The sequence below is a fragment of the Vibrio sp. SALL6 genome (assembly GCF_002002385.1).
Classification (GTDB): domain Bacteria; phylum Pseudomonadota; class Gammaproteobacteria; order Enterobacterales; family Vibrionaceae; genus Vibrio; species Vibrio parahaemolyticus.
In genome coordinates this window covers 112,945-137,534 of sequence record NZ_MQVK01000031.1, presented here as the reverse complement: position 1 = coordinate 137,534, position 24,590 = coordinate 112,945, and the positions used below count along the sequence as shown (strand labels likewise).

Sequence of the window (24,590 nt, the reverse complement as noted above, 5' to 3'; positions counted from 1 at the left end):
GAGAGTACATGTCGAACAAGCCGCTTGTTGAGCTGACCAACATCTGTAAATACTACTCAAGCGGGGAGGCGGAAGTTCGCGCGCTAGACGGCGTAGACTTAACCATCAATCAAGGCGAGTTTCTTTCGATCCTTGGCCCGTCCGGTTCAGGCAAATCAACGTTGATGAACATGCTCGGCTGTTTAGATAAGCCCACCGATGGCGAGTACCAACTTGGCGGCCAAAACGTCGCAAGTTTAAGTGCGAATGAGCTGGCTGGCATTCGTAACCAAAAGATTGGATTTGTCTTCCAAAGCTTTAACTTATTGGAATACGCGACGGCGCTCGATAATGTGGCGCTGCCATTGGTGTATTCTGGTATTAAGGCCAAAGAACGTCGCCAGCGCGCAGCTAAATTGCTAGAGCAAGTCGGGTTAGGGGATCGTTTAGACCATAAACCAAACCAGCTTTCTGGTGGTCAAAAGCAGAGAGTTGCGATTGCAAGAGCCTTGGTCAACGATCCGCAAATCATCTTAGCGGATGAACCAACGGGTGCATTGGATTCAAAATCCGGCGCAGAGATTGAAGCCTTGTTCAACCAACTCCACGCCGAAGGTAGAACGCTGATCATCGTGACGCACGATAACGCCCTCGCAGAACGTACCAAGCGCATCATCACGATCAAAGATGGTAAGGTGATTTCGGATAGAGCACCGATAGGGAAGGAGAACGCAATTTCTCACTGCTAAGCTAAATAAGATCGATGATTTGAATTTGGGCAGCTATGGATACTGACACCATAACTGCCTAAGTTCGATTGGTATGAGAGCTAACGGGCAAATAATACTGGTTAACTTTTCTGTTGGGCGTTTATTTTAAAAGCACGTCGGAAGAAGCCAATAGAGGTACTCGAATAGATACCGCACTTAAAGCAATGTTATGAATCATTTGATCGGTCGTCGTACAACAATCTTCAATGATGGAAACGTTGTATTTTTCCGCTGCTTTTGAAATTGCCGTATGTGTCACGCAATTTTGCGTCATCATTCCACAGATCAACAATTCATCTACGCCGTTCCTTTCTAGCGCTTGTTCGAGGTCCGTTTGACAAAAACTGTCAGCGTGCTGTTTTTGAATAATCTCGGCGTCAGGACATATTGAGATGACGTCGGGATGAATCTCCACACCAACACTGCCTTCCTCAAAGAAAGGCGCTTTCCCTTTAGGGGCCGAAGATACATGTTGAACAAGGAATATCGGGATATCTTGTGCTTTGGCTTTCGCCATCAACTGCTTAATGTTGTCCAGAGTGGCATCGGTATTCCACAAAGGAAATCGGCCATTCGGGAAATAGTCGTTTTGTATATCGATTACAAGTAATGCGCTGTTGCTCATGTTCAATTCCTGCTGATTTGGGTTCTCGTCTTGTCAAATTATGAGTAACTTGCTGCATTATTTTTAGAGTCTAAAATGACATAAAAGAAGTCAAAAACGACAAATTAAAGATGATCAAAATAAAGATTGGAATCTGCGAGTATCCCTCAGTATTGAAGTCGGCAGTTTATGGCTTTGAAGAGATGTTTTTGCTGGCCAACAGAATATGTAAGGAGCAGAACATTGAGGTTGTGTTTGAGCCGATTTTAATTCCACATACAGACCTAACCGCAGAAAGACTAACGGTTGTTTTGTTGCCACCTGCGTCACTTGATAATTACTACTTAGCTCCTGATGATGCGTTGATTCGATGGCTTAAAGCGCACTACTCACAAGGGGCGGTGTTATCTTCTGCATGTGCCGGAGTATTCATTCTTGCCGCAACCAACTTGATCGATTCGAGAGAGGTCACGACCCATTGGGCATTGGCGGAAACATTCTCCCAAGCCTTTCCTAGCATTGCGCTAGATAGCAATAAGATATTGATCAATCACGGTGACATAGTAACGGCAGGTGGGATGATGTCATGGTTAGATCTTGGCTTTGAGCTGATCGCGAAATACGCTTCGCCAAGTGTTGTTCGTCAGCTTGGAAAAACGCTGGTTATTGATACCGCTCAGCGAGCGCAGAGCTACTACCAACAGTTTCATCCATCGTTTTCTCACGGTGATTATGCGATTGTTTCCATTCAACAAATCATGCATCAGCGCTATGCAGAGCCTTTGTCCATAAAGCAGTTAGCAAAGCAAGCCAACCTTACCGAACGCACGATGCAACGACGATTTTTGAAAGCGACAGGATACAACCCTAATCAATACTTGCAGCGTCTTAGAATTCAGAGCGCATGTAATTTGTTAGAAAGCACACAACATTCCTTTGATTCTATAAGCCATCAAGTTGGTTACGAGGATACGAGCGCCTGTAGGAAGGTTTTCATAAACGTCATTGGTTTAACTCCGCGAGAGTTTAGAAAACGATTTGCTTGAGTCTTGTTTTCAAAGAACATGTTTCATGAGAGTCAGACAACTACATGCAATATTTTTCCATGTTCTACTTTGTCTTAATTTGAATAAGTCATTTAGTATTAAATTAGCTACCTATATCGTCAGTGATGACTCAATGATAACAAGGATAGAATATGGCCAACTCTTTAAATGAAATTGGTAAATTAATCGATGTTTCTCCGCGAGATGCATGGCAACACGAGGCGCATGACTTCACTCCTTGGCTATCTGAAAACTTAGATCAACTTGGCGAAGCTATCGGGTTGCAATTGGAATCAGAGGGAACGGAAGTATCAGTAGGACCGTTTTCTGCAGACATTCTTGCGCGAGATATCCTTGGGCGTTTTGTACTGATTGAAAACCAACTTGCCGCTACGGATCACTCTCATTTGGGACAAATTCTTACTTATTTATCAGGTTTGAATGCCGATATTGTAATTTGGATTGCAACTGATTTTAGAGAACCTCATCTGTCCGCTATTAACTGGCTCAATGAACATACTTCTGAGCAATTTTCCTTCTTCGCTATACGTCTTCGTGTGGTTAGGATAAGCGATAGCTTGCCTGCACCTGTTTTCGATGTTTTGGCTCGTCCAAATCAATGGGAGAGAAACATGCAAAAAAACATTCGACAAAAGACAGGGGAGTCCTCTCAGTTTTCTACTGAACGAAGAGAGTTTTGGCAAAATTATTTGAGACGTTATCCTCAGGATGAGAACTTAGGGCTTCAAATTAACAGCACTTCATCAAACTGGCTTTCGACAGCGAAAGGAATAGATCTGTTTATCTCTTTATATAAATCTCGTAATAGTGTCGGTGTGTTTTTGCGAGGGCCACGAGGAACGACGTGTGAAGAAATACAATCGCGTCTAGCGCCTCATGTTGATGAATTTATCCAATTAGTCGGGGACTGTGACAACATAGGAGAACATCGAAGTTTTCCTTCAGATGATTTAAAAATTGATACCAGTGAACCGTCAAACTGGGATATATCTGCTGATTGGCTTCATGAAAGATCGCACGTGTTTCGCAATGCGATTAATAAAATATTTGGGTAAAGACTTTTAATATCAATATCAGTATGCAATTAAAAGCTAGAACTCTATCCATTTCTCCAGCCATGAATTTCTTTCATGTTCAATGTGAAACAATACCAATATTATTCAACTCGTGAAGCAAGTATAAAAAACGGACTGCTCTGGTTTTAGGCACTGCGACCACCGTTTTTAGTACGAACTGTTCGTCGTGAACGCTGCGCAACCTAACGATTGGGAAAACCAAAAAACAAAAATATCCCCATGCGCAGAGTTAGGAAAAGTCTGCTTTATCTAAGGAAATAGGATACCAACTCACGATGAATAACGATTTCACATTTGCTATCAAAAGCATTCGTTTTGATGAGAATTACCAACCATCAGACAACACGCGAATCACTACCAACTTTGCTAATCTGGCTCGTGGAAACTACCGCCGAGAGAATCTGCGCAATGCACTCCGAATGATCGACAATCGTTTTAATGCGTTGGCACATTGGGATAATGCGCAAGGTGACCGCTACTCAGTAGAGCTTGAAATCATCTCTGTTGATATGGATATCCAAGGCAGTGGCGAAGCCTTCCCATCAATTGAAGTGCTCAAAACCAACATTGTTGACCACAACACTAACGAGCGCATCGAAGGCATTGTGGGCAACAACTTCTCTTCATACGTTCGTGATTACGACTTTAGCGTTTTGCTGTTGGACCACAACAAAAACCAGCCCCGTTTCAGCATCCCAGCTAACTTCGGTGATTTGCATGGCAAACTGTTCAAAGCTTTCGTTAATTCTGAGTCTTACAAACAGCATTTCAAAAAGCTGCCGGTGATTTGTCTGAGCGTATCGGACAACAAGGTATACCGACGCACCGAAAACCAACATCCTGTTTTGGGCTTTGAATATCAGCCGAACGAATCTTCGTTGACGGAGCAGTACTTCAAAAAGATGGGCTTACAGGTGCGCTACTTTATGCCACCAAACAGTGTCGCACCATTGGCATTCTACTTCTTCGGTGACTTGTTGAACGATTATTCAAACCTAGAGCTTATCAGTACGATTAGCACGATGGAGACATTCCAGAAGATTTACCGACCTGAGATTTACAATGCCAACGCGGTTGCCGGTAATTGCTACCAGCCAAACCTAAAAAACCTAGACCACTCGCTAACTCAAATCGTTTACGACCGAGAAGAGCGCAGCCAACTGGCGATTGAACAAGGGAAATTTGCCGAGGAGCATTTCATCAAACCTTATCAATCTGTGCTTGAACAATGGTCTGCAAACTACGCGTAATCGACAACGAGAATCTAGAAAGGAATGACGATGAAAACACTATTACCGACTTCAACGGCTGGCAGCTTACCGAAACCTTCTTGGCTGGCAGAACCAGAAAAACTTTGGTCACCGTGGAAACTGCAAGGTGAAGAACTGATTGATGGCAAACGCGATGCGCTACGTGTCGCTTTGCAAGAACAAGAACTGGCAGGCGTTGATATCGTCAGTGATGGCGAGCAAACTCGCCAACATTTTGTGACGACCTTTATTGAGCATTTAAGCGGCGTAGATTTTGAAAACCGCAAAACGGTGACCATTCGCAACCGTTATGAAGCAAGTGTTCCGACTGTGGTTGGCCCAGTAAGCCGCACAAAGCCCGTGTTTGTTGAAGATGCCAAGTTCTTGCGTCAGCAAACTAAGCAACCTATCAAGTGGGCGCTGCCAGGCCCTATGACGATGATCGACACGCTTTATGATGATCATTACGGTAGCCGTGAGAAGCTGGCTTGGGAATTTGCGAAGATCCTCAATCAAGAAGCGAAAGAGCTTGAAGCGGCAGGTGTCGACATCATTCAGTTTGATGAGCCTGCGTTCAATGTGTTTTTCGATGATGTGAACGAGTGGGGCATTGCATGTTTAGAGCGTGCGATTGAAGGGCTGAAATGTGAAACGGCGGTGCATATCTGCTATGGCTACGGCATCAAAGCGAACACGGATTGGAAGCAAACGCTAGGCACTGAATGGCGACAATACGAAGAAGTATTCCCTAAGTTGCAGCAGTCGAATATCGATATTATCTCGCTCGAATGTCATAACTCACGAGTGCCTATTGAGTTGCTTGAGTTGATTCGCGGTAAGAAAGTGATGGTTGGTGCGATTGACGTTGCAACCAACGAAATTGAAACGCCAGAAGAAGTGGCGAATACACTGCGAGAGGCGTTGAAGTACGTTGATGCCGACAAGCTTTACCCATGTACCAACTGTGGTATGGCGCCTTTGTCTCGTGAAGTATCAACCGCCAAGCTCAATGCGCTAAGTGCGGGAGCGGAGATTGTTCGTAGAGAGCTGTCTGCTTAAGTTATTCAAAATATTTTCCCCTTAGATAAACAAAAAAACCAAGAGCTCGGTTCTTGGTTTTTTTCTTAAAACAGACGTTGTAACTTCGCGCTAGTTCATTTCTAGCTGTCGAACTTCAGGATGCTTTAGCAACATCACACGAATCCAGTGATGCACCACCCACATCACCATCGCGGTGAGCAGAACCGCAACGAAAATCGAGCTGAAACGGTACAAGATCGAAAAGAACGCGTCTTTTTGTTCTGGCACCAACGAGGTCGTCAGCGGAACCGATAGGGCAGACATGGCAGAAAACGCGATAGCCGCTTTAATTTGCCCCTTGGTGAGCCACAAGCAGAATGGCCCCATTGCAATGGTAAAGGCGAGCCAAAAGAGTAGCCCATGCCCATACCAACTGCCCAATATCAGCTGAACAGCCATCCCTGCGATGCAGCCTAGTGCGGTACCGATGATGCGAATTTTTGCCATGGCGAGCGAGCCCGCTAAAGTCATTGGGGTTAGGATGATCAAAATGGAAGCTTGTGCGGATAGCGAGTCATATAAGTCCGCTACTTGGAATACGATAAATGCCGCCATCGCCACTACCCAACCCATAGCAACTTGGCTGATGTAGTCAATATCGCTTTTTACTGGGGTCGACATCTCAATGTGCTCGGCGGGGGATTTTGGCTCCGGGAACAACCAATACGCGAATGCGCAAACAAAAATATTGCTGAACGCCATCACCCACATGTTGACGTTGAACTCTTCAATATCCATGAAGTTATAGCTGGCAAAATTCAACACAATTGAACCCACCAACAGCCCCATGTAACCAAACAAATAGGTTTTCTGGTTCATCATTGCAATGCACTTGAACAGCATCATGATTCCGACGGCAACGGTCATTAATGTTGGATGAAACTGCAAGTATTCCAGCAAAAATGTGGCTTGTATGGTTGTCCACACCGCAGAGAAAAACACGATCAATAAAGCCGAAATATTAAAGTTGTCCATTCTGCCCAATATAAACAGCGGCATCATGATGGCAAAAAATCCGTAAGACCAACCGAAGACCATGCTTAGCGCAAGCCCTAAAGAGCAGCCGAACCAAATTCGTAAGGTTTTCATTGTCGCCGCCTAGTAAATGAAGTGGAACCAGCTTGCGAGGTGAATCTGTGCTTGCGCCATCCACTGCCAGAAAATGCTGTTGTCTGGGTACAAAACAATGGTAGCGCGAGAGCCGACAAACAGCGCTGGTGGTAACTCTTCGCTGCTGGTTAGGTTCACTCGTGTACGCTGCGCATCACGTACCCAGCGGTTGTTCACTTCCACTTTGGTTAGTGCGCCATTAGGCGTTTGTTGTGCGGCTGCTACACCGTAATCGCGGCTAGCTAAATCAAAGTCGTACACCGAACCTGGGTTGGCATCAAATGTGACCAAGGCGTGGAAAGTCTTGTCTACGTTCGCGACGGATTTTTCACGAAAATCAGCGGCTACCCAGAGTGATCCTGTTGGTACAAATGTCAGCAATGGCATGTTGGTGTTTGCCATCGTGCCAACTTCTAGTTGCAGGTTGGTCACGACACCATCACTGGGAGCGAGTACCGCGGTATTTGCCAAATCAAGTTGCGCCTTTTCGATGCCGTTTTTGGCAATTCGAACGGCGGTGCTTTGACCTTTTTGATCGCCTAATTGCGCCTCAATGACTTTTAAGTTTTGTCTTTCCGCTTTAAGCGCTGCACGTGATACCTGATTTTGGGCAAAGGCATTATCGAGTGTCGATTGAGAGATGACTTTCTGCTTCGATAGTGTCAGTAAGCGGGTGTACTCGCGGTGCGCATTATCAAATGTCGCTTGGGCGCGGGCAATATTGGCAAGAGCGGCTTCGCGTTGAGAATACAGCGTTGCTTCTTTTTCATAAGCGGATTGCAGAGACAGCTCCGCCTGTTCAAGCGCTATCTTGTATTTACGATCATCAATCGTAAACAACACATCGCCTTTTTGAACGGACTGGTTATTCTCGATGAGAACGTCGGTCACTTTACCAGATACCTCGGGTGCGACTTGGACAACGTATCCTTGCACTCGTCCTTCGGTCGTTAAGGGGGCGTGGCGGTCAGCAATGATAATGTACAAAAATAGTACGATGAACAGGACAATCAAAGTTCGCATCCAGTGTTTGAATTTTTGGTCAGCCGTCATTACAAGTTCCGTTAAACATATTGGATAGCGGATTATAGAGAAGTCACTCACAATTCAGTAGAATGATAATACGAACATAAATGACCTAAAAATAGGACAATGAACGTTAGTTTTGATGATATTTACCTATTCACTCAGACGGTGGTTCACGGCGGTATAAGTGCAGCGGCAGAGGCGAATCAACTACAACGCTCAAAAGTGAGTCGTCGCCTGCAAGAATTAGAGAAATCGCTCGGGGTACAGCTTTTGATCCGCACAACACGCAGCATTGAGTTGACGGAGCACGGGAAACGCTTGTTTGAGTTGGTGGGGCAGCCTATTGACCATATTCAGCAAGGTTTAAATGCCATGCATGAATATCAACAAGAGCTGACGGGCAAGGTGCGTTTAGCCATTCCTTCCGCATTGATGAGCTCTGCCGCGTTTAACGCGATCATCACCGAGTACACAACGCGGTATCCGGAGGTTTCGGTCGAGATTGAAAACCATCAAGAGAGTGTCGATCTCAAGCGTCAATCGTTTGATTTACAGCTTCTTCCGAGCGTGGTCAAAGTCACCGATGACAGCTATGTGCAGTTCAGTCTTTTGCCTTATCGTAGTCACTTTGTTGCGTCAAAAGCCTATCTAGAATCGCATCCGCCAGTAAAAACGGTGGAAGATCTTAAGCAGCATCGCCTTTTAACTAATCGTTACAATGCCGATTTGCTCGATTCAGATTTGCATGTGGCGTTGCGTTCGGATGACCTCAACTTGCTGCGCTCGATGGCGATAGCAGGAAACGGCATCGCGTTTATTCCTCAAATTCATTCCAAGCCTGCACTGAGAGACGGTTTGTTGGTCGAGGTGCTGCCTCAATTTGCACATCCGAAGCAGCATCTTACTCTGATTTATCCCTCAGCCTTATTTCTGCCTAATAAAGTCAAAGCCTTGATTGAACTAATTCGAGAGAAATTTAAATAGTCAGTTCAAACCACACTTAACTAAGGGCAAATGTGTGAGCGAAGGTCATCTTTCTAGGTTTTATTGCTCTAACATGAAAGGGTTCTGATAGATTAACTGTTACTCAACTTATTGAGTATGGTTTGTGGTCGCACAAGATAGGAGATGGAAATGTTGTCGAAAGGAAACACGGGCCTGATTGTGGTGGATGTTCAGGGCAAACTCGCTACATTAATGCATGAAAGCGACGCACTGATTGAAAATATCACGAAACTGGTAAAGGGCGCCAAAGCACTAGATTTGCCTATTCTGTGGCTAGAACAGAATCCAGAAAGGTTGGGCCTAACCGCGGAGCCGATTCGTGAAGTGCTTGAAAGCACGCATTTACCTATTACCAAGTACACGTTTGATGGTTGCAAAGAGGAGACGTTTAAGGTCGCGGTGGAGAACGCGAAAGTTGATACCTGGTTGGTTTGCGGTATTGAATCCCACATTTGTGTCTATCAAACCGCGGTTTCTCTGCGTCAGTCCGGTTATCGCGTTGAATTAGTCACGGATTGTGTATCTTCCCGAACCGCTGCCAATAAGGCGCTCGCTCTTGCGAAGTTAACCGCTAACGGTGTGGTGCTCACTGGGCTAGAAATGTGTTTGTATGAAATGGTCGAAGATTGCCGAGCACCTGAATTCAAAGAAATTCTGGCGCTCATCAAATAGTGGAATCACTGTAATCAGCAACAACTTTATCTGAACACGCTATTCAAATTCTCGTTGATATCTTGGCAACATCGACTCGTTGCCAAGTAACCCGCCTTGGTGAATATAAATCACCGTTTTATCTGTGTTCTCTTCCAACCAAGGGGTGAGGCATTGCCACATATACGGGTCGTATAACAGGTCAAATTCGAGGTCGGTTTGCTCAAAGAGCGCTTTCCATGTGATGTAATCTTCTTCGTACAAGCGACCAAAATGGTGTTTGTTGCGCACGGTTAAAATGGTTGGGTGGCTGTTTTCACCGAGCTGGTTGAACTGCTCAGTTAAGTAATCTGCATTGCCTACGCAAGGGCAAGTTAGCACTTCTATGCCGTGTGGGCTTAAATGTTTATGAAGATATAAAGCGGTCGTGCCAGTGCCTGATGGCAGGGCGACGGTAAACTGTTCTTTACCTCTCAATCGCGTCCAATCAAGAATTTCTCGTGCTAACTGTTTGATGCCAGCTTCAGCGAGGTGGGAACGTCCACCCTCAGGAATAAGCAATGTCGACTCATCTAATCTTCGTACCTGGTGGATGTATTCATTAGGGTGGAGTTCGCTACCGATGTCTTGCATGGCGGTGATTTTCATACCCAAATCGAGAGCGCCGCGATAGTTTCCGATGGGGGAGTTTTTTAGCCAAGATGGAATGTGATGAACATAAAACTCAAATGCCCAACCTTTAATCTGGGCGAGAGCCGCTAGCGAGTACATGGCATTAGATTGAGCGGAGCCAAAGCTTATTAACGTGGTGATGTCGGGATTTTGCTCTTCCATTAACGCCATAAACTTACGTGCTTTGTTCCCAGAAAAGTGGGAGTGGAGCATGTCGTCACGTTTAAGGAAAAATTTGCGCCCATTAAAGCTATGTTGGGTGATAGGACTTTCTGAGAGTTTCATGTCGATGCTGACGGAATAAACCGTGTCACCTTTGCCATTTAAAAAGGGCGCGTAGTGTAACGCCATTAAACCCAGATAAAAAGTCTGTGTTTCAGTACAACCATTTCGGTTGTTCCTGATGTTTTGACTCGCACTCACCGGTGCTGTAATACCATTGCAATGGTTTCACTTCTATCCTTTGGTTGCTTTGATTCCATGGTATTCAATCCCATGACTCGCCTTTCTGCCTCAAGCCACGTACACTACGCCGCTTATTTCCATTCAATCAGAAGGCTTGGTTTTGCAGATTCTAGAACAATTAAAAACAGGACAATTAGTAGGAATAAAACAACTGAAGTTGGCGGAAGGGCTAACTGAGTTCCCTATGGAAATTTTAGAGCTTGCAGACTCGCTTGAAGTGTTAGATTTATCCGGCAACGCATTGTCAGATTTGCCACAAGAACTGGAACAGCTGGCCAAACTAAAAATCATTTTTGCTTCCAATAATCAGTTCACCCATTTACCAGAGGTATTGGGCAAGCTGCCAAACCTTGAGATGGTTGGATTTAAAACCAACAAGATCAAAGTGGTGAGTGAAGCCTCACTACCAAGTCAGTTACGTTGGCTGATCCTGACTGACAACGAGATTGAAACGCTGCCAAACAGTCTGGGTGAAAGACCGCGCTTAAGAAAGCTTGCACTGGCGGGGAATCGCATCAAACGACTGCCACGTAGCATGGAAAACTTAGTTAATTTGGAACTGATTCGTCTCTCGGCGAACCAGCTAGAGCACTTTCCGGATGTGTTGATGAAGCTACCTAAATTGGCATGGTTTGCTTTTGCAGGTAATCCATTCTGCAAACACCCATCTTCGCTAAACAGTGTGCCGAAAGTGACCACAAACAGTTACTCGCTTAACCATGTTCTCGGCCAAGGGGCAAGTGGCGTGATTTCTCATGCTAACTGGACTGATGCTCAATACGACTTCCCGAGTGAAGTTGCGGTAAAAGTGTTCAAGGGCGAGGTCACCAGTGACGGTTACCCTCATGATGAACTTGAAGCGTGTTTGCAAGCTGGGCATCACAACAACCTAGTGAAATCCATTGCGCAAGTGGATGACGGTAAAGAGCTTGCTTTGGTGATGGAGCTGATTCCAAACAGTTACTACAACTTAGGTTTGCCACCAACGTTGGAAACCTGCACCCGAGATACGTTCCCACAAGGGTTTACGCTGACAGTCGAGCAAGTGAATTCTATTGTTGAGCAGATGGTGGACGTATTTAATCACCTACACGACAACAAGGTGTGTCATGGTGATTTGTATGCGCACAATACGTTGGTGAACGAACAAGGGGAGATGATCTTCGGTGACTTTGGCGCGGCGAGCATTTACGGCTATTTATCGGACGAGCAGCAAGCTGCAATCAGAGCCATTGAATCCAGAGCGTTGAAGTACTTTATCGAAGATGTGTTTTCTGTGTGTGAAGCGTCGGAATCGGCATCGCAAGCATTCGAACGACTAGTTGCGCTTGCGGCATAAGATTTCATTCAATCGAATAAGAAAGAGGTATCGAACTGAACTGCCCGTTTTGATACTGAGCAAATGAGATACCTCTTGATTGAATCTAGTGCTGAGGAAGTTACTCTGAGCAAGCCTCATGATGCTCTGACGAAAGGTCAATCACTGCCTCACATCCACCCTCAGAATGTGTATCAATAGTGAATTGCCAGCCATAGCGTCGGCATAAGTCGTCCACAATCATGAGCCCCAAACCATGGCCTTCGGCATCTGGCACGGAAGAGAAGCCTTCGCCTTCATCTTTCACCGACAGTGTGGTATCGGTCATGGTGATATGAATCGTTCCCGCTGACGTGGCTGCAATGCCGTTGCGAATTAAGTTACTCAACGTAATGTTAAGCACTGCAGTGGTCGCTTTGGTTTGCGGATGGCCCAATATCTGAACATTAAATTCTAACGACTTTTCATCGGCTTGCGCTTGGCTAAGAGCAACGATGTTGTGAAGCTCTTGCTCTGAGATGGTTCGAACGGGGCTGTCGTCGGTGTTACGTTCATATCGAACTAATCCCAACAAAGCATCAACCATGGTCGACATTTGCTGAGTAGCATCTTGAATACGGCCAATCTGACGCTCTTGAAACGGCGTGCTTGGGCTTCTGGCTAGCAGGCTGCTCGATCCTTTCATCACCGTTAGTGGCGTTCTCAGTTCATGACTGGCATATCGCGCAAAAGCTTGCTCGCGTTTGATCACCTGATTGATTTGGCTGCGATATTCATTGAGCTGAGAGGCTAACGTTTGGAACTCTTTAGCCGAACCTTCAGGCACGATGAATTTTTGGGACGTATCGCCTTGGTGTTGGTCTAGTTGCACCTTGAGTGCGCTGACTGGCTCAATCAAACGTTGCGATAGGCGCAGTAAAAGGCTGCCAAAAATTAGGATAAGCGCCGTTACCACCGCCAGTACCATTACGATGACATAAACAAACTCGGTTGAGGTGATTTCGATTTCATCAATGAGTGAAATCAGAATGATAGGGTGCTCTTCGCCATTTTGGTTAAAAGTGCTCATGTAAATCATTCTGGTGTTCGGCTCTTGACCGACTTCACCGAGAAAGTACTGCTTGTCTTGCAAAAAAGGCTGGTAGATAGGCGGGATCAGATTGATGTCGTTGTACGCCGTTGTCAGCAGATCGAGCTTTATCATTCCGTCGCCAGGATGACGCCTAAAATGCTCAATCGCTTCTTTCTTGTCGATCATAATACGTCGTTCACCGACGCGATCTTCCGACCACAACAACGCGCCACTAACAAGTGCGAAGCACAGCAGACCAATCACAATCGACACCAACAGGAAGAAGAGTTCGAGGCGTCCAGTTAAGCTTTGTGTGTTGTTAAATAAGCGGCGGATCATGCACCCGGCTCCAAGCGGAAGCCGACTTTAGGGATGGTTTTCAATAAATGTTCTTCAAAGGGTTTATCGAGTTGACCGCGCAGTTGATAAATGTGGCTGCGCAAAACGTCATTGTTTGGCTCATTTTCTTGCCATAGGCGGAATGCGATTTCTTCACGCGTCACAACTTCGGGGGCATTTTTGACCAGCATTTCTAGAATAGTGTACGTGGTTGGATTCAACGCCAACAGCTTATCTTGACGGTAGGCTTGATGCGTTTTTTGATCGATAGACACTTCGCCATACTGGAGTTTGGTTGATGCAACCGTACCGCGGTAGCGTTTAATCAATGCAGTCATGCGTGCTTCAAGAATATCGAGATCAAACGGTTTGGTGAGGTAGTCGTCGGCGCCGTGTTGGAAGCCTTTGAGCATATCGTCTCGGCTATCAAGTGCTGTCAACATCAACACCGGAGTGTTATTACCCGCATCGCGCAGCTTGTTGCACAGTGTTAGGCCATCCATGCGCGGCAGCATGAGGTCGAGCAAAATGATGTCAAACGCATTATCCATCGCCAGCTTTAAGCCTAGCTCACCGTTGTCGGCGTAATCCAGCTGCATGCCAGCACATTCAAAATAATCGAACAACATTCCCGCTATTTCACGATTATCTTCTACCAAAAGTACACGTTTCATTTATTCTTATCCAATCTCGATAAATTCGAATGTTGATCTTAACGAACATTATTCACTATAGGTGTGAAAAAGTTGTCGACAATGATTTTCTCACCTTTGTGTCGGTTTTCAATGTCTAACTTAAATACAGTTGTACCTGTTTATTTATATCTATCAATACTGATTGAAATATAAATGGTATAGATTGGTTGGTTCTGTTAACTCCATATAAAACATGAAGATACTAAATTATTTATGTGACACTGAGCACATTATTAATAATTGCCAATCTTCACAAGTGCACTTGATAGGGAAGGTTCTTACTTTTTATAAAACCATTTTTTAGATATGGTTATTGCGTTTAAATACAAACGCTTAGATTCTCTTTTTTGAGATAATTCAATCAAATCAATGGTTTCATGCATAAGCGAAACGCTGCATTATTTTATTTTTATTAATAAAACTACATTTTCTGTTCTTGATCTGTTCACAAACGAAAGTCTCCCATTAACTTTACTTGTTTAAAATCCATGATCCTTCCAATGCTTAATGCCAGATAAAAATCAATTTGTGAGGCTATCATGTTTAACAGTATACGCACTCGAATTGCTGTCAGTGCGGGTGGGGCAATGGCCTTCACTCTATTGATTGCAATGGGTATGACAACCAATGCGTTCACGCAAGTGAATGAACAAATCACTACAAAAGTAAAATCTCAACTGAACGAAGCCACCACGACCGACCTGAGCAATACGGCGATTCAGCAAGGGCTGAATATTTCCAACCAGTTAGAGCCAGTGTTGGCGAACCTAAAGCAAGCGCGTTCAATTATCGAATTAAGCGCAGAGACGGCCGCGACGCCAGACATTATTGTTAAACAGTTTATTGCGTCGCTAGAAGCTCAGAACAAAGCTGTGTTTGCTGGTTACATGGTATGGGAAAAGCCATCGTGGGTTGAGCCAACGATTCAAGACAAAAGCCTTGGCTTTAATAGCGAAGGCTACTTAGCGCCATTCTTTTCGCCAAATTCGCACAACAGTTTTGATGTCGTGGCGATGGATAGCTTTAGCAATACTGAATTAAACAACAACGGTGAGCGTAAAGACGATTGGCACTTGATGCCTTACGAAACGGGCAAAACGTTCGTGATGGAACCGTACATGTATCCGGTTCGCGGCAAACAAGAACTGATCACGACCATCAGCCAACCAATCAAGTTACGTGGCGAGATCATCGGCTCTCTCGGTTTTGATTTGTCATTGAACGAGTTACAAAGCCAAAGTGAAGATTACGCGAGCGACTTGTTTGATGGACAAGGCCGTATTCTGATTTCTTCATGGAAAGGCATCACATTGGCGAACAGCAGCCAAGCGGATCAAGTGGGCAAGAAAGTTTCTCATGAATTGGCGTCTCAATGGGCTCGTATTCAATCCATTGCGAAACAAAAAGGCGCAGGCCTTGTGACGTTTGGCGGGGATGAGTATGCGATTACTGCAATTGAAACCAGCGATGCGCCTTGGATCGTTATGGTGTCGGTTCCCAGTAGTTTCCTTAAAAAGAACGTGGATGACTACGAGCGATGGAGTGAAGAACAAAGTGCAGAAGCTCTTGAAAAGGGAGTGTGGGCAGGGATTATTGCGGCTCTGATTGGTATTGTTGCGATGACAATGATCGCGACCTCGTTGGGCAAAGTGTTAACTAACTTAGTGGAGCGTTTTAAAGACGCAGCACAAGGCGAGGGCGACCTAACTTACCGCATTGAGGTGAAAGGTAAGGACGAAACCGCGCAGCTGGCGCACTGGTTTAATACCTTCCTCGCTCGCATTCAGGAAATGCTTTTAACCGTAATGGCGACGGCAGACCAAGTTGATAAAAACGCAAGTGAAGGCCAAGCTCGCGCGGCGGCTTCGAGAGATCAACTGAACGTTCAAGTAAACGAAGTAAACTCGCTAGCAGCGGCGATTAATGAGATGAGCGCAACCGCACAAGAAGTGGCAAATTCTGCGGTACAAGCAGCAGCGGCGGCAAGCCAAGTTCAAAGCAATAGTGCGAATGGTATGTCGCGTATGGACAATGCTGCAAGCGCGGTGGATAACCTCGCTTCGCAAGTGAATGATGCACAGCACCAGACGCAGAATTTGGTGGCTTCAAGCACGGCGATTCAGGGTATTCTGAGTGAGATTGGTGGCATTGCCGATCAAACCAACTTGTTGGCTCTAAACGCGGCGATTGAAGCTGCGCGTGCTGGTGAAGCGGGTCGTGGTTTTGCTGTGGTAGCCGATGAAGTCCGCAACCTTGCAACGCGCACACAAGGCTCGACAGAAGAAATTCGTGCAATGTTGGCTCGTTTGGAGCAAGAAACGCAATCAATCGTCGTGTTGATGGAGCAAAGCCAGAAGCAAGCGGTGGATACCAAAGAAGAAACACAAGCAGCGCAGTTGGCGTTGGCCGAAATCAACCAAGCTATTGAAGTAATTAATGATATGAATAATCAGATCGCTTCAGCGGCAGAAGAGCAAAGTTCGGTGTCGGAAGAGATCAACCGTAATGTGGTTGTGATTAATGATACGGCGATGGAAGTGATGGATACCATGTCATCTTCTGTAGCGATCAGTAACGAACTGACAGTAAAAGCCAGTGATCTTCACAGTGAGTTGAGTAAGTTCAAGTTGTCTTAATCAAGCGAGTGAGTGAGTTCAAGCCAGCTCACTCGGTTCATTTCCGGCAAAACAAAAGGGCTCCAGAGTTACCTCTGGAGCCCTTTTTAGTATTCAAGTTCTAATGAACTAACGACGTTTTGGTTTACGTTGACCGGCTGGTTTGCCTTGGCCTTGTGGACGACCTTGGCCTTGCGGCTTGCTACCTGCTGGGCGGTTTGCGCCGTTGCCGCTAGGGCGCTGGCCGTTGCTAGCAGGGCGTTGACCACCTTGTACTTTACCAGAACCGTTACGGTTGCCAGATGGTTTACCATCTTTTGAACCGCCTTCAGAGCGTTTGTTCAAGTGGCCACCGAAACCCGGTTGGTTTTTGGTGTGCTTGGTTGCAAAGCGGTTTGCACCGTGACGGCCAGACTTACGACGTTGCGCTGGAGTTTGAGCATCAATATCTTCAGCAGGAACCAAACACGTTGGTTTGTCACCAATCAAATGCTTCTTGCCCATGTTGATCAGTGCTTCACGAATCAATGGCCAGTTAGCAGGATCGTGGTAACGCAGTAGTGCTTTATGCAAACGACGTTGACGTTCACCTTTCGCTACTGGAATGTCTTCGCGCTGTTTGTACTTCACGCGTTTCAGAGGGTTAGTTTCTGAGTAGTACATTGATGTTGCGTTACACATCGGCGATGGGTAGAAGTTTTGTACTTGGTCACACTCGAAGTTGTTTTTCTTCAGCCACAGAGCAAGGTTCAGCATGTCTTCGTCTTCTGTGCCTGGGTGCGCAGAGATAAAGTAAGGGATTAAGTACTGCTTTTTGCCTGCTTCAGCACTGTACTTCTCGAACATTTCTTTAAAGCGATCGTACGTGCCCATGCCCGGTTTCATCATCAGATCAAGAGGGCCTTTCTCTGTATGTTCCGGTGCAATCTTCAAGTAACCACCTACGTGGTGAGTTACGAGCTCTTTTACGTATTCTGGTGATTCAATCGCAAGGTCGTAACGTACGCCAGATGCGACCATCACTTTCTTCACGCCTTCAACTTTACGCGCTTCGCGGTATAGATCGATGGTGTGTTTGTGGTCTGTATTTAGCTTGTTACAGATGCCCGGGAATACACAAGAAGGACGACGACAGTTCGCTTCCGCTTTTGGATCTTTACAACCTAGGCGGTACATGTTTGCAGTCGGGCCACCAAGATCGGAAATTGTGCCGGTAAAGCCCGGAACTTTGTCGCGAATTTCTTCAATCTCATTGATGATCGATTCTTTCGAGCGGTTTTGAATAATTCGACCTTCATGCTCGGTAATTGAACAGAAAGAACAGCCACCAAAACAACCACGCATAATGTTCACAGACGTTTTGATCATGTCATACGCTGGAATTTTTGCTTTGCCGTACATAGGATGAGGAACACGCGCGTAAGGCAGACCAAACACAAAGTCCATCTCTTCGGTCGTCAATGGGATTGGGGCTTGGTTTACCCAAAGTTCACGATCACCATGGCTTTGAAGTAACGCTCGACCTGAATACGGGTTCGTTTCTAAATGCAATACACGACTTGCATGAGCATAGAGAATGCGATCGTTTCTTAGCTTTTCAAACGAAGGCAGGCGAACCGCAGTTGTCGCAGCATCGTGGCGTGATGGGCGAATCGTGATTGGTTGTGCAACTGGCTCATCTTTTTTAGTTTCACACTGAGTTTCTACTTCGTATGGGTTCTTTGGTACGAACGCTTCCTTACGAGGTTTTTCAATGCGAGAAGAGTCGATAACCGTGTAGCCTTCTGGCGCGGCTGGCAAGTTCACGGCAGTACCACGAATATTGGTCATGGTGCTGATGTCTTCGCCATTTGCGATGCGATGCGCTACTTCTACAAGTGCGCGTTCTGCGTTACCGAAAAGTAGGATGTCTGCTTTTGCATCAAACAGTACCGAACGGCGAACTTTATCTGACCAGTAATCGTAGTGCGCAACACGGCGTAGGCTAGCTTCGATACCACCTAAAACAATAGGTACTTCTTTGTAAGCTTCACGACAACGCTGAGAGTAAACCAAAGTCGCGCGGTCTGGGCGTTTGCCACCTTCGTTATTTGGTGTGTACGCGTCATCGTGACGAAGTTTTTTATCCGCAGTGTAACGGTTGATCATGGAGTCCATGTTACCCGCAGTGATCCCGAAGAACAGATTTGGCTTACCAAGCTGCATGAACGCATCTTTGTTTTGCCATTCTGGTTGAGCAATGATACCGACACGGAACCCCTGCGCTTCTAGCAGACGGCCAATGATAGCCATACCAAAGCTCGGGTGATCTACGTAAGCGTCACCGGTTACGATGATAATGTCACAGCTATCCCATCCTAGGGCATCCATTTCTTTGCGACTGGTCGGCAAGAAAGGTGCCGTACCAAAACACTCTGCCCAGTATTTTTTGTACTCATGAATAGGAGTGATGTTATTGGTCATATTTTGCTCTCTGTTCCAGGGAGCGCGAATTATAGCGATTTGATGATCAGGTATCTATAACAAACTCATCTATTCAAGCTCAGTTCAGCGAGTTTTATTTGGTTTGCAGAAATATCATTGTTATATCGACGATTTTTTATCTGATATCCCCTTTGAAGCCTTATGGTTATTAGCCTGCTTAGATTTGTTTGTCGCAATTTTAATACATTTGATAAGCAATGGAATGCTTATTTGAAACTCGCCTATAATCAAATTAGTGCATAGTTAAAAGTGCATGTGCCGAGCATGCTCGAAGCAACATTCAAAACCGCAAGGCTTAACCTGTTTACTTTCGAGTCATAACAGAGAATCTAAAGGTTCCTCAAACATCGACAGTGACATTGGGTTTTGAATGGAGAGCAAAAAGGCCGACCAAAATAAGGGGGCTAGGAAATGAGCGAATCACTAACGATTGCACAAGGACAAGTGCAGCACGCAGCCAATCACACTCAGGTCGTGGAATGGTCTTATGACATCTATACTCGTGAGTTTGAATGCGATCAACCAAGCATGGCCAATGCTTTTGGCTTTAAACGTCCGATTAACAGTTTAGATGAGCTGCTTCAATATATGTTGATGGGGCAGCAAGAGGCTTGTCGTCAACGCATTGCGGACGTCGAATTTATGGGTGGGCAAGGGCATTTTTCTTGCTGCTTAATGCCTAATGACGCCAAGCTCATTCATGTCACCATGAGTTTTGAAAAGCTCAACGAGCGGATTGTTCAAGGCACAATCATTCCTCAGCTGACCATCACTGGGTGTGAAGAGCTGGCGAAGATTCTTGAAACCATCTTCGATTTGCCAAACGTCGGCGTACTCGTTGCCGATGAAGACACGCGTATTCTTGGTTGCAATCGTGCCTTTGAGCTTCAGATGGGGTATCAAAATCGTGATCTCGTTGGGTTAAAAACCTACATCTTCAGCACTTCTCACCATAGCCAAGCGTTTTACGATCAGCTTTGGAAACATATTGATGAAGAAGGGTATTGGAGCGGCAATCTTCTTAGCCGCACAGCCAATGGCAGCAACCAAGCGCATCATTTGTGTATCTATCGCCTCACATTCAATTCAGGGCGTGTGCTTTTTCTCGGTTTTTCAACGGATATCTCGGCTTCCCTTTTGTGGATGAAAAATCGTTGTGAGCAAGTGCAAGACTGGTCGGCATTTTTGCCAACCAGAGATGAATTCGAACTTCAATTGGATAACCTCGCAAACGAAAGTGGTCACAAAGATCTCAATATCGTGATGACGCTAAGACCGAACTTTGCCCAGAAATGCATGTTGGAACAACAGCTAGGTTTTGCGGACTTTATCATGCGTAGTCGCTACACCAGCATTGCGGGGCAGTTATCGCGAGACGTCTTTGTGGTCTGTTTACAAACGCCACATTGTCAGTGGTTGAGCCCCTTGCGCTTGATTCAAATAGCCATGAAAGGTTTCTTTTCTGAGCTGAGAAGTGAAATGGGAAACAAAATGCACGCTACGATTGTGGAAGGGCAAACCGGGGTTTCTGTTCTTGGGTATGACACCAACAATCCAAAACAGGCACTTGCTCATGCGGCGCAAGCGATGGTGTCTTCGAAAGCCGGAGAAAACGGCTACTTCAACTTTTACAACAGTGAACTTCACGCCGAGTTGGTGAAACGTCAGCATTTGGAAACGTTCCTGAAAACCCAAATTGAAAGTGAGCTGGTGGATGTGTATTTTCAGCCAATTATTGAAACGCGAACCGGCAATGTGGTGAAGTTTGAGGCATTAGCGCGCTTCTATCACGAAAACAGCGAGTACAGCACGCAAGAGATGATTTCCATCATTGAAGACCTGGAGTTGATCGCTGCGCTGGATGACGTTGTTTGCCAAACCGCGCTGAAGCAGTGGCCACATTTGCAAAAAATCTATGGCGAAAATATCGGACTTTCCATTAATCGCTCGTTGAATACCAAGCTGGATTCATTGCAAGTTCTCCAGCGATCTCTCGATTTGATTAAAGCCAGCGATGTAAACCCAAAACTGGTGACTATTGAGTTAACAGAAACCGCGTATTTCGAGCAAGATGAAGAACACGCGTTTGCGTTAGAACAGATTCGCCAAGAGGGTATTCAAATTGCGATTGACGACTTTGGTACGGGCTACTCTTCGTTTTCTTATTTGGAAGAAGGGCAATTTGATGTACTAAAAATCGACCGCAAGTTCGTCAAGAATATTCATGAGGGCAGTACAAGTTATAACATCGTCAAAACCATTACCGATTTGGCACACAAGCTGAACGTCGAGGTGGTTGCCGAAGGTGTCGAGTCACAACGCGAGCTCGAAGTTTTGGCTGGTATTGGTGTTGATTACATGCAGGGTTTCCTCTTTTCTCAGGCATTGCCAGTCGTGCTACTCGATACCGCTCAAGCACATGACACACTTTTTAATGGTGTGATGGTTAAACCGACTCAAGATGCGATGCTGCAGTCGTTATGTCATCACGATGTGCGCCGACTCGACCCAGGTGAACCGCTGTCTTTGGCGGTGGAATACATGAATCTGAGCCCAAGCGCACCTTTGGTGGTCATCAATGAAAACCGCTGCGTTGGGTTGATCACCAAAGAGCAAGTCAACTTGCACATGACGCCAGCGATGGGGACAGATTTAGAAACCGAGCGCGAGCATCGACTTTGGAAACGGCCAGTCAATCAGGTGATGAGCACCGCATTTGAGCAAGTTGATGCCTGTTTGCCAGTCGCGGCCATTCGAGATTTGATCAAAGCTGGTATAGGCTTCCCTTGGATCTTGTGCGACGCCAAAGAAGAATATCGTGGGCTACTCACTCAAGATGATGCCTTGCAGTATCTGGCTTCATGCTAATGACTAGGTCAAGTATTGCTGCACAGGCTTAATATTAAACGCATGAGCATTAAGCCTGTTTGATGCTATTTGGATCGCAAGTTAGGCGGAGAGTTTAGGTGGTTTGGCGATAGGTGATTTGCTATTATCGCCACCCCAAAACGACTTTTGAGCTTGCATTCAACATGATTCAACAATTGCTGGTTACTTTCCCTCCAATGTTATTTGGCGCACAAGCGCTGCTGACTTTGCTTTTGATCAAGGGCGATATTTGTCCGGGTCAGCGAGGTCGTCTCCACAAAATGTTGCCTGCGATAGGGGTACTTTGGCTTGCGGTAGCATCACTTCGTATTGAAGCGTTTATGGTGGTGTTCGCGATTTTCTATTTCTACTCTCAAGTTCAGACCAAGAAAACGCGTGAAAAGGGCCCGTTGTGGGCGCTGCATTTAGCGAATGGTTTGGCGTTTGCTTACGTGAGCATTCAAGTGTTTGAACAGCCGAATTGGCCTGCTTCAGCAGCGATGGCTGTGATGATCTTCTTCTTAGGTGCGTCGTTCTCTCAATTGCTGCTTACGATTGCCCGTAGCCGACTACAGGCGTTCCACCGTATTTTACCTGTAACGGGTATTGTGTCTGGCATGCTATTGGTGCTTGCGACTTTATTTTCATCGTACCAATTGGATGAAGCTACGCTTGCGAGCGCAACGCAGCCGATTTTGATCTCTTTAGCGCTGCTTATCTCTACCATTGTGGTTTGGTGTTGGCATATCTTCACACACAAGGCGCCAGAAAAAGTGCAACTGAGCATTGCTTTGCTGCTTGCTCTTGCTTCCATGACAAGCCTACAAGGTTTGTTTGCTCTGGCTGTTTAACAGTCTGACAGTGAGTTCACGATCTCGAGTGAGCTCACTTTAAATTCTCCAGATCCTGTCTACGCTGTATGTATATACCTTGATACGTTGTCGAAGAGGAGTGTCGCGATGGATTTAAGCAATGTAGGCAATCTGGATAGCATCATTTTGTTGGGGATCGTCAACGAAAAACTACGCTTAGAGTGCGACAGTTTTGACGAGTTGGCTTCGGTCTACGAAATGGATGTTGAGTCGGTGGTGGGCAAGCTTGATATGCTTGGTTATCAGTACGACCCACTCACCAATCAATTCAAAGCGTACGAACGCTAGTCTCAATCGATTCCTTGTTGTTAAGCCATCTTGATGCCGTCAAGATGGCTTTTGCATTGTTGTCTCGCGGTCGCGAAGAAGGCTTGCAGATAACGCTTATCTTTTTCAGAGTTACGCGTTGCTGCGAACAGACGACGCCACAAACCTTTGCCAAATGGTTTACTGGTGATTAACCCCTGACGAGAAAACTCGGATATCGCCCAGTTTGGCAGCGCCGCAACGCCCAACCCTGCCGAAACCATTTGCACCAGCATTAAGGTATTGTCCGATTGTTTCCATCTGGCAGGCTCGACGCCGGCTGGCTGCAAGAAGTGCTTAACAACGTCCAATCTTTGTTTTTGAACCGGATAAGAGAGCATAGTTTGATCGGCAAGATCTTGTGGTTCGATAATTTCTTTGTCAGCTAATGGATGATTGGTCGCAGTAATTAGGCGCATTTCGAAGTCAAACAACGGTTCATAATGTACCTCAGAACGAGGTTGAATATCCGACGTGATAACGAGATCTAACTCGCCAGCCAACAATGCGGGTAAGGGCTCAAACCCAAAGCCGGACGAAAAATCTAACGTGACGCTTGGCCACGCCAATTGATATTCCCTTAGAGCAGGCATGAGCCATTGGAAGCATGAGTGACATTCGATAGCCATGTGTAATCGACCGTTGACGTCCTCTTTCAAACTTGCCAGTTCGTTTTCTGCTCTTGCCAGCTTTGGCAAAATATCTTCTGCGAGGCGCAAGAGAATTTCACCCTCAGAGGTAAATTTTACTGGGCGAGTTTTGCGTAAAAATAACTGACCGCCAATACGAGATTCGAGATCTTTGATTTGGTGAGAAAGAGCGGATTGCGTTAAGTGCAAGGCAGTAGCCGTAGCAGTTAACGAGCCGGTGTCTCGAAGCGAAGTTAATGTTCGCAAATGTTTTAGCTCTATCATGAATCCCTTTCATCCTTTGTGGTTCGCCATGAACGAATTCCTATCCCAGTCAATGACGTCTTAATATGGTTTCTTAATGCTCTGTCTTGTTGAAATACTCAATAGCTACTTTGAATTTTTGATTTAAGAATAAATACTTATCAAACAAATCCACTTCACTCGCAAGCAATTTTTTATTGCTGTTAAAACGTATTGATTGACTGCGACAGACATAACTAACTTAACGACAAAAAATGGATATGTAAACGTCTAGACGTCTATTGTTGTGATTTATTTGCGAATGAAATCGACCCATGATGAATTTTTTTAATAAACAAGTTGAATAAATGGAAGTTGTCCAAACGACAGA

20 protein-coding genes are annotated in these 24,590 nt (G+C 45.6%); 12 read left to right on the top strand and 8 right to left on the bottom strand.

Going from position 1 to position 24,590, the window contains the following annotated elements:
* The first annotated feature begins 8 nt into the window (after positions 1-8).
* Positions 9-728, top strand: a complete 720-nt coding sequence (locus tag BIW15_RS19750; protein ID WP_005457931.1) for an ABC transporter ATP-binding protein — start codon at positions 9-11, stop codon at positions 726-728.
* 121 nt (positions 729-849) lie between these two features.
* Here the strand turns inward: BIW15_RS19750 and BIW15_RS19745 are convergent, their stop codons facing one another.
* Positions 850-1,374 (bottom strand): cysteine hydrolase family protein, encoded by a 525-nt coding sequence (locus BIW15_RS19745; RefSeq protein ID WP_077281501.1) that lies wholly within the window; start codon positions 1,372-1,374, stop codon positions 850-852.
* 110 nt (positions 1,375-1,484) lie between these two features.
* On the opposite strand from BIW15_RS19745, the gene BIW15_RS19740 reads away from it, so the two are divergent.
* From BIW15_RS19740 to BIW15_RS19725, 4 genes are all read left to right on the top strand, one after another.
* Positions 1,485-2,399, top strand: coding sequence for a GlxA family transcriptional regulator (locus BIW15_RS19740; protein WP_025610099.1), 915 nt, complete (start codon positions 1,485-1,487; stop codon positions 2,397-2,399).
* Positions 2,400-2,551: 152 nt separating this feature from the next.
* Positions 2,552-3,475: a hypothetical protein gene (locus BIW15_RS19735; RefSeq protein ID WP_021484936.1), complete on the top strand. Its 924-nt coding sequence runs from the start codon at positions 2,552-2,554 to the stop codon at positions 3,473-3,475.
* Positions 3,476-3,771: 296 nt separating this feature from the next.
* Entirely contained in the window at positions 3,772-4,746 is a 975-nt protein-coding gene (locus tag BIW15_RS19730) for a DUF1852 domain-containing protein (RefSeq protein ID WP_005457949.1), read from the top strand.
* A 30-nt stretch (positions 4,747-4,776) separates the two neighbouring features.
* A complete protein-coding gene (locus BIW15_RS19725) occupies positions 4,777-5,805 on the top strand; it encodes a methionine synthase (protein ID WP_005481684.1) in 1,029 nt (342 codons plus the stop codon).
* A gap of 90 nt (positions 5,806-5,895) precedes the next feature.
* Here BIW15_RS19725 and BIW15_RS19720 read toward each other — a convergent pair whose 3' ends face one another.
* Both BIW15_RS19720 and BIW15_RS19715 read right to left on the bottom strand, forming a co-directional pair.
* Positions 5,896-6,915, bottom strand: a complete 1,020-nt coding sequence (locus BIW15_RS19720) for a DUF2955 domain-containing protein (RefSeq protein ID WP_077281500.1) — start codon at positions 6,913-6,915, stop codon at positions 5,896-5,898.
* A 9-nt stretch (positions 6,916-6,924) separates the two neighbouring features.
* Positions 6,925-7,989 (bottom strand): HlyD family secretion protein, encoded by a 1,065-nt coding sequence (locus BIW15_RS19715; protein WP_031852158.1) that lies wholly within the window; start codon positions 7,987-7,989, stop codon positions 6,925-6,927.
* A 99-nt stretch (positions 7,990-8,088) separates the two neighbouring features.
* Here BIW15_RS19715 and BIW15_RS19710 point away from each other — a divergent pair, with 99 nt between their 5' ends.
* Together BIW15_RS19710 and BIW15_RS19705 are read left to right on the top strand one after the other, a co-directional pair.
* Complete coding sequence (locus BIW15_RS19710; RefSeq protein WP_024700258.1) at positions 8,089-8,949, top strand: LysR family transcriptional regulator; 861 nt, start codon at positions 8,089-8,091, stop codon at positions 8,947-8,949.
* 150 nt (positions 8,950-9,099) lie between these two features.
* On the top strand, positions 9,100-9,642 hold the full coding sequence (locus BIW15_RS19705; RefSeq protein WP_179115316.1) for an isochorismatase family protein: 543 nt from the start codon (positions 9,100-9,102) through the stop codon (positions 9,640-9,642).
* A 39-nt stretch (positions 9,643-9,681) separates the two neighbouring features.
* Here the strand turns inward: BIW15_RS19705 and BIW15_RS19700 are convergent, their stop codons facing one another.
* Entirely contained in the window at positions 9,682-10,578 is an 897-nt protein-coding gene (locus BIW15_RS19700) for a 1-aminocyclopropane-1-carboxylate deaminase/D-cysteine desulfhydrase (RefSeq protein ID WP_021448889.1), read from the bottom strand.
* A 280-nt stretch (positions 10,579-10,858) separates the two neighbouring features.
* On the opposite strand from BIW15_RS19700, the gene BIW15_RS19695 reads away from it, so the two are divergent.
* Entirely contained in the window at positions 10,859-12,097 is a 1,239-nt protein-coding gene (locus tag BIW15_RS19695; RefSeq protein ID WP_179115315.1) for a leucine-rich repeat-containing protein kinase family protein, read from the top strand.
* A gap of 100 nt (positions 12,098-12,197) precedes the next feature.
* On the opposite strand, the gene BIW15_RS19690 is transcribed toward BIW15_RS19695, so the two are convergent.
* Together BIW15_RS19690 and BIW15_RS19685 are read right to left on the bottom strand one after the other, a co-directional pair.
* Positions 12,198-13,487: a HAMP domain-containing sensor histidine kinase gene (locus BIW15_RS19690; RefSeq protein ID WP_077281496.1), complete on the bottom strand. Its 1,290-nt coding sequence runs from the start codon at positions 13,485-13,487 to the stop codon at positions 12,198-12,200.
* Positions 13,484-14,161, bottom strand: a complete 678-nt coding sequence (locus BIW15_RS19685; RefSeq protein WP_005457963.1) for a response regulator transcription factor — start codon at positions 14,159-14,161, stop codon at positions 13,484-13,486. The genes BIW15_RS19690 and BIW15_RS19685 overlap by 4 nt, the downstream gene beginning before the upstream one ends.
* A gap of 560 nt (positions 14,162-14,721) precedes the next feature.
* Between BIW15_RS19685 and BIW15_RS19680 the strand changes: the two genes are divergently transcribed.
* A complete protein-coding gene (locus tag BIW15_RS19680) occupies positions 14,722-16,818 on the top strand; it encodes a methyl-accepting chemotaxis protein (protein ID WP_077281495.1) in 2,097 nt (698 codons plus the stop codon).
* A 108-nt stretch (positions 16,819-16,926) separates the two neighbouring features.
* Here BIW15_RS19680 and BIW15_RS19675 read toward each other — a convergent pair whose 3' ends face one another.
* Positions 16,927-19,260, bottom strand: coding sequence for a YgiQ family radical SAM protein (locus tag BIW15_RS19675; RefSeq protein ID WP_005494690.1), 2,334 nt, complete (start codon positions 19,258-19,260; stop codon positions 16,927-16,929).
* 432 nt (positions 19,261-19,692) lie between these two features.
* Here BIW15_RS19675 and BIW15_RS19670 point away from each other — a divergent pair, with 432 nt between their 5' ends.
* The 3 genes from BIW15_RS19670 to BIW15_RS19660 all read left to right on the top strand — a co-directional run bounded on the left by BIW15_RS19670 (position 19,693) and on the right by BIW15_RS19660 (position 23,309).
* Entirely contained in the window at positions 19,693-22,149 is a 2,457-nt protein-coding gene (locus tag BIW15_RS19670; protein WP_021453774.1) for an EAL domain-containing protein, read from the top strand.
* A 164-nt stretch (positions 22,150-22,313) separates the two neighbouring features.
* Positions 22,314-23,000, top strand: coding sequence for a hypothetical protein (locus BIW15_RS19665; protein WP_005457936.1), 687 nt, complete (start codon positions 22,314-22,316; stop codon positions 22,998-23,000).
* 108 nt (positions 23,001-23,108) lie between these two features.
* Complete coding sequence (locus BIW15_RS19660; protein ID WP_005457961.1) at positions 23,109-23,309, top strand: DUF4250 domain-containing protein; 201 nt, start codon at positions 23,109-23,111, stop codon at positions 23,307-23,309.
* Between the two features lie 20 nt (positions 23,310-23,329).
* On the opposite strand, the gene metR is transcribed toward BIW15_RS19660, so the two are convergent.
* The gene (gene metR / locus BIW15_RS19655; protein ID WP_029802547.1) at positions 23,330-24,241 is read right to left on the bottom strand and encodes an HTH-type transcriptional regulator MetR; all 912 of its coding nucleotides are present in this window, start codon (positions 24,239-24,241) and stop codon (positions 23,330-23,332) included.
* Positions 24,242-24,590 lie beyond the last annotated feature (349 nt).